The sequence below is a fragment of the Chitinispirillales bacterium genome (assembly GCA_031254455.1).
GTDB lineage: Bacteria > Fibrobacterota > Chitinivibrionia > Chitinivibrionales > Chitinivibrionaceae > WRFX01.
In genome coordinates this window covers 24,725-30,785 of sequence record JAIRUI010000034.1, presented here as the reverse complement: position 1 = coordinate 30,785, position 6,061 = coordinate 24,725, and the positions used below count along the sequence as shown (strand labels likewise).

Annotated in this window: 2 protein-coding genes; both read left to right on the top strand. The window is 43.6% G+C overall.

Annotated elements, in window-relative coordinates; translation table 11 throughout:
- Positions 1–300 precede the first annotated feature (300 nt).
- On the top strand, positions 301–2,907 hold the full coding sequence (locus LBH98_02530) for a hypothetical protein (GenBank protein ID MDR0303633.1): 2,607 nt from the start codon (positions 301–303) through the stop codon (positions 2,905–2,907).
- A 300-nt stretch (positions 2,908–3,207) separates the two neighbouring features.
- Positions 3,208–5,880, top strand: a complete 2,673-nt coding sequence (locus LBH98_02525; protein MDR0303632.1) for a T9SS type A sorting domain-containing protein — start codon at positions 3,208–3,210, stop codon at positions 5,878–5,880.
- Positions 5,881–6,061: the final 181 nt, after the last annotated feature.

Below are 6,061 nucleotides of genomic sequence, written 5' to 3'. Positions count from 1 at the left end.
TTCAACTATGTTGCGATACATATAATACTATATTTTCGTATGCACGGTCAAATATTTTTTTGCATACGAATAAATTATTCGTTAAAATGTTTTTTTACCGTTAAAAAATATAAAAGTTTACAAAAAAACCGACGTTACGACAAAAAAATGTGCATATAACAAAAAAAACGTGCAAAAATAAAGTTATTTTATTATTCTTATATATAAACGTGGTACAAAAACGGTCGTTTTTATGCGGCGGTCGTTTTTATACGCTTTGGAGCGAAATGTTCTAACATTATATTTAAAAGAGGAGTGTTTATGAGAAAAAGTATTTTGGCGGCAGGCGCGGCGTTTGCGTTAGCCGCGACGGCGATGGGTGGCAATTACGCCTTTCCGTCTCCATGGAATCCGGCGGGGAAAGCGGCAGAGGATGTCACTCAGTACGTGCTTTTTATTTGGGACGATAACGCGTATTCGGGTATTGAAGGCTCATATTACGAAGATAAAGCCGGAACTTTAGCATGGAATGAAGGCGGACGCGTAGGAGGAAAGCGTCCCGAAGGCGATACGTGGTCGCCTACTAATAATCCTCTAAATATTATAGAAACAGGCCCGGGTAAAAAGTTCGGTATTAACTGGGCGGTCGAAAATTTAGCTAAAACCAAAGGCATAAAGATGACTTTCAATATGATTACGGGGCTTTACGCTAACGTTTGGTCTGACGGAACAGAGGCGCAAGGAGATGCTTGGCAAAATTATCAGTCGCTTATGGGTTACCACAGCGATTATCCCGGATTTACAAAACGTGCGGTTTCGTGGGGAAGAGAACAAAGAATTGCAGTCGGCGGTAAAAATTCGCCGATAATTCAGCAAATGTTCATGTATGACATAACACAGAAAATGATTCAAGCCGGCTGCGAAATCGGCAATCATACTATAGATCATATGGAAGCGAATTCCGTGCTTCCGGGCGGAAGTCATTCGTCTTCAAACTCTTGGGGATTTGGCAGATGGGATACGGGCGGAGATTTTGGCAGCGGATTTATGGGTTCTAATGCCAACAAATTGCCGTGGCAAACCCAAACCATTGACGAAAACGCGACTTACGGATATGGCAGTTCTTCTGCTTGGGAAACTAAAGTCGGTTGGGGTGTTTATGCAGGATGCTGGCTCAACGCTCAGACATGGGAAGGTCTTATCTCGCTTGGAGAAGAATGGCTTAAGAGAGGAAGCGGAAGAAATGATACGGAAGGCGGCGCAGGATTGGGACAGTCATATAAAATATACGGATTTAGAGCTCCTCGTTTGGAAGTCAATTCCGCTATGTTTTACGCTCTTGATAAACTCAATTATGAATATGACTGCGGGCTTGAAGAAGGATACGAAGACCATGTTGACGGATATAACTTCCTTTGGCCTTATACGCTTGACAACGGAGTTCGTAATTCATGGTCGCAAATGAATATCGGCGAAAGAGTTTTTGTCGATTCTACACCGGTAGGATTTTGGGAAATTCCGGTAAATTGCGTGATTGTCCCCGAAGGTTTACGTGCGGAACTCGCTAGAAAACACAATAAAATAAATCCGACAGATGACCCTGTGCCGGCGGTTTGGAACGGTAAAATTACTTCTTTTGACTTCAATATGTGGATTCTCTACGGCATGAATAAAACCGAATATGTCGAAGTGATGAAAAACACGTTTGACCGTCGTTACAACGGAAACAGGGCGCCTATGCAATACGGTTGTCATACCGATTATTATACTCCGATGTATGACTATCAAACTTTATTGAGACCTTTTGACAGACAAACTTACGGATTAGTCGTCGATAGCGGTTGGAATACCTGGGAAATCCGTCAACAAGGCACGGAAGAATTTGTCGATTACGCAAAAGGCATGTTGAATACTGAATTTGTGACAGGGCACGGTTTGGTAGAGGAATTGAACAACTTGAACGCCGAAAGTGAGGCGAGAATCAAAAAAACAGAAAATTTGGACGATGCCAGATTCGTAGGATATAATAACAAAGGCAATGAAATAGGCAGTGAATTTACCGGAAGTACGGGTGACAGCGGAATTAAGTTAAACGTTGCACCGGGAGACGACAATCAGCCGCTATATATCTATATGTTTGAACAAACGTATGACAGTCTTACGCATATTTCAATTGACTATAAGTCAAGGACGGCAACGGCGATCAATTTGCTTATAGACAAAAACGGCAACGGCGAGTGGGATGGAGAATATGACGACAACGGGAAATATGATCCTAATGGCGACGAGATTCGTCAGGTAACTTTAGCGCATCGTTACTCTCCGGTTAGTATCAACGGAACAGGAAATCAAAATTGGGAAGGCGCTGATTTCCGTAATTCGGGAAAAATTCCACTCACTTCGTTTGACTTTGAACCGTATTACGAAGGCGTGAGAAATTATTCGTCTATTGATCCGTCTAAAATTATCGGCATTCAGATTGTTCCGTTAGCGCCGTACGGTCATATCCCCGAGTATAACGAAGTACCGGCCTTTAATAAAAGAGGAGACGATTTTGAATTAGGATTTGCTTTCAAGAATATTCGTTTGCATTCGGGAAAGAAATTTGAATATGACGCCGACGATCTTCCGGATAATGATTCAAAAGACGTAGTGGCTATAGCAACGACCGTGAACACCAAAGGCGCAAGATTTGCGGTTGCTGGTATTAGCGCAAATTCGCTTAGATTGAGTATAGCGACGGCGGGTAAATACGATATTAAGGTGTTCGGCGTAAACGGACGCTTACTGCAGTCGTTTAACGCGCAATCTCTTACGAGCGGGTATAATACGCTTAAACTGAACAATCTTGCAAAAGGCGTTTATTTGATTAAAGTTCAGGGAATCGACATGAAACAGCAACTTACGAAATCCGCGTTGGTATTGTAAGTTCTTGGTTTGGCGAATGTAATAAAATGGGAGTCGAATTTTTTTCGACTCCCATTTTTTATTTTGATTCAAAACTAATTTCACACGTTCCCGATTCCACGCGACGCCTGTTTTACTCAATATAACAAAAATTTTGTTATGTCGCAAAACGCCGCGTTTTAGCGCATTTAACAGAAAGTAAAGAAATGTGTTTGACGAAACGTTTTCCGTGCGGCGTTTTACGTAATTGCCATATTATTACTAACGGTATTGTAAATACGGTATCGTTTAATTTTTTTGTAAGAAAGGAAAGTTCAAAGTATGAACTTCAAAAAATCAAACGCGGCTATGATCGCCGCAATGGCAATAGCGTCCACGGCGACGGGCGGCAATTACGCCTTTCCGTCTCCATGGAATCCGGCGGGAAAGTCGGCGAGTGAAATTAACCAGTTTGTAACCATCATCTGGGATGATAACCAATATTCGGGAATCGGCGGCTCATATTACGAGCCGCAGGCGGGAGCGGCTTACGCTTCGGTAGGACGTGTAAACGGCGTTGCGCCGCAAGCGAATCCTACGGATACGTGGACTAACAAAAACAACCCGCTTGAGATATGGGAGGAAGGAAAAGGTAAAAAGAAATACGGCATCATGTGGACGCTTGAAAATATCGGAAAGGAAAGAGCCAAACCGGTTCCTATGACTTTTCAAATAATTACCGGATTATTTGCCAACACTTGGGTGGACAAAAAGGTTGAATGGTCTGCAAATCCTACGGAAGCGGTTGCATGGCAAAGAGCGCAGTCCGCATTAGGTTATTGGACAGGACAGGAAATGGGAACAAATTTGCCGGACGGAGACGACCCGACTTATTGGCCCGTAGTTCCCGATAAATCCGGTTATCTAAGCGTTCCGGTGGCTTGGGGACGTGAAATGCGCACGGGTATCAATCCGGCGGCGACAGAATATGCGCAGCAAAATTTTATTACGCAAGCTTTTGATAAAGTTATCGCACACGGCATTCACGAACTCGGCATCCACACAATCGACCACTTTGAAACAAACTCGCCTTTAGGCGACGGTCAAGGAGTGCGCAACGGATTACCCGGATTTTATACTATTACCGGCGGCGATTTGAGCAGAGCTATGAGTACGCCTTATACCGGTCCCGGTGCAAGAGTTGGCGACGAAGAGACTCCTTGGGGCGTCGTTTACAATCAGGTTGACGAATACGGCACCAGGGGACACGCGCTTATTCGCGGCTGGAGAATGTTTGCAGGTCGAATTATTGAGCAGGATATCTGGAAAAACTATATTGATCTTGCGCGATACTGGCTTACCAAACCTAAAACCGACAAAGAAGGCGGTTTAGGGTATTCCCAAAGTAAAATTTTCGGTTTTCGCGCTCCGCGTTTAGAAATCAATTCTGCGGCGTTTTACGCTTTGAAAGAATTGGATTTAGTGTATGATTGCAGTTTGGAAGAAGGCTATGAAGACCATGTCGACGGATATAATTTCCTGTGGCCTTATACCACCGATAACGGACAACGCAATTCATGGACTCAGTTAAACATGGGTGAAAGAGTGTTTATCGACACTATGCCCGTAGGCTTGTGGGAAATTCCGGTTACCTGTTTTCTCGTTCCCAAAGACATACGCGGCGATGTAGTCGCCAACTGGAACGCGATAAACAACGGTAAACCCGCAAGTATTAGAGAAGAGCCGATGGACGCTTCAACGTGGGACGGAAAAGTTACCGGTTTTGACTTTAACGCGTGGATTCTCTTTGGGATGGATTCTATAATGTTTAAGAGAACTATGGAAAACTCTTTGGACAGACGTATGGCTGGGAACAAAGCGCCTATGGAAATCGGAGCGCATAACGATTACCATACTCCGATTTATGATAACGGAACTTTGCTCAACGATTTCAACAGAAGCAGCTACGGTTTAGTCGTTACAAACAAATGGAACACTTGGGAAACCCGTCAGAGAGGAATGGAAGAATTTGTCGATTACGCGTTGGCTAAAGGCGCAATATTTTTGACGGCTAAGGCGCTTATCGACTCTTTGAGCGTTATGAACGACGCGGGAGAAGACAGAATAAATGACGCCAAATCGCTTAACGACGCGGAATTTGTCGGCTATGTCAACGGCAAAGTCGAAAGCGGACTTGGAACGTTTAACGGCGCTTCCGGTATTGAGAAAGAGTTTGACGCAAAAGCGGGAATCGAAAACAATCCGACTTACGTATATGAATTTGATGCGGGAACGTTTGCAAATATGACCCACATTTCGCTTGAATACAAAAGTCGTACCGCGACCTGTGTCAAGTTGGTTATGGAAGACGGCGGTTACCGCGAAGTAATTTTGGCGCACAGGTATTCGCCGATCGGTATTGACGGACATCCAAGCGACAGTTACGAAAGCGGTTCTTATCGTAATTCGGGAAAAATTCCGCTTACTTCGTTTGATTTCCCCGCTTATACTTATTATGAGGGCGTAAGAAATTACTCGTCTATCGACCCTGCAAAAATTGTAGCGATAGAAATTTCTCCGCTTGCGCCTGAAAACAAGACGCCGCTGCATGGCGAAACACCGAGTTTTTCGGAAAGAAAGGCTGATTATCCTCTGAAATACGCTTTCAAGAACGTCACGGTTTATTCGGGCGAAAGATTTGTCTATGACGCGGACGATTTGCCGGACAATGACAGTAAAGTCGCGCTGGAAACGGTTAAGGGAGCCAAAGGTGCAAGATTTGCGGTTGCCGGTATCAGTGCAAATTCGCTTAGATTGAGTATAGCGGCTGCGGGTAAATACGACGTTAAGGTATTCGGCGTAAACGGACGTTTACTGCAATCGTTTAACGCACAATCGCTCGCCAGCGGTATAAATACGCTTAAACTGAATAACCTTGCAAAAGGCGTTTATATCATTAAAGTTCAGGGAATCAATACGAAACGGCAACTTACGAAATCCGCACTGGTCTTGTAAGATCTTTGGTTTTGATACGATTAAAAATGAGAGCCGAATTTTCGGCTCCCATTTTTGTAAGGAGAAAAGAGTAATTCGGCTTTATGAAAATAGAATCCGGAAAAAACGGCTCAAAGAAAATAAAAAGACCGATTATAGTTAAACATAAATTATTTTATGAGAACATATTAAAGATGGAATT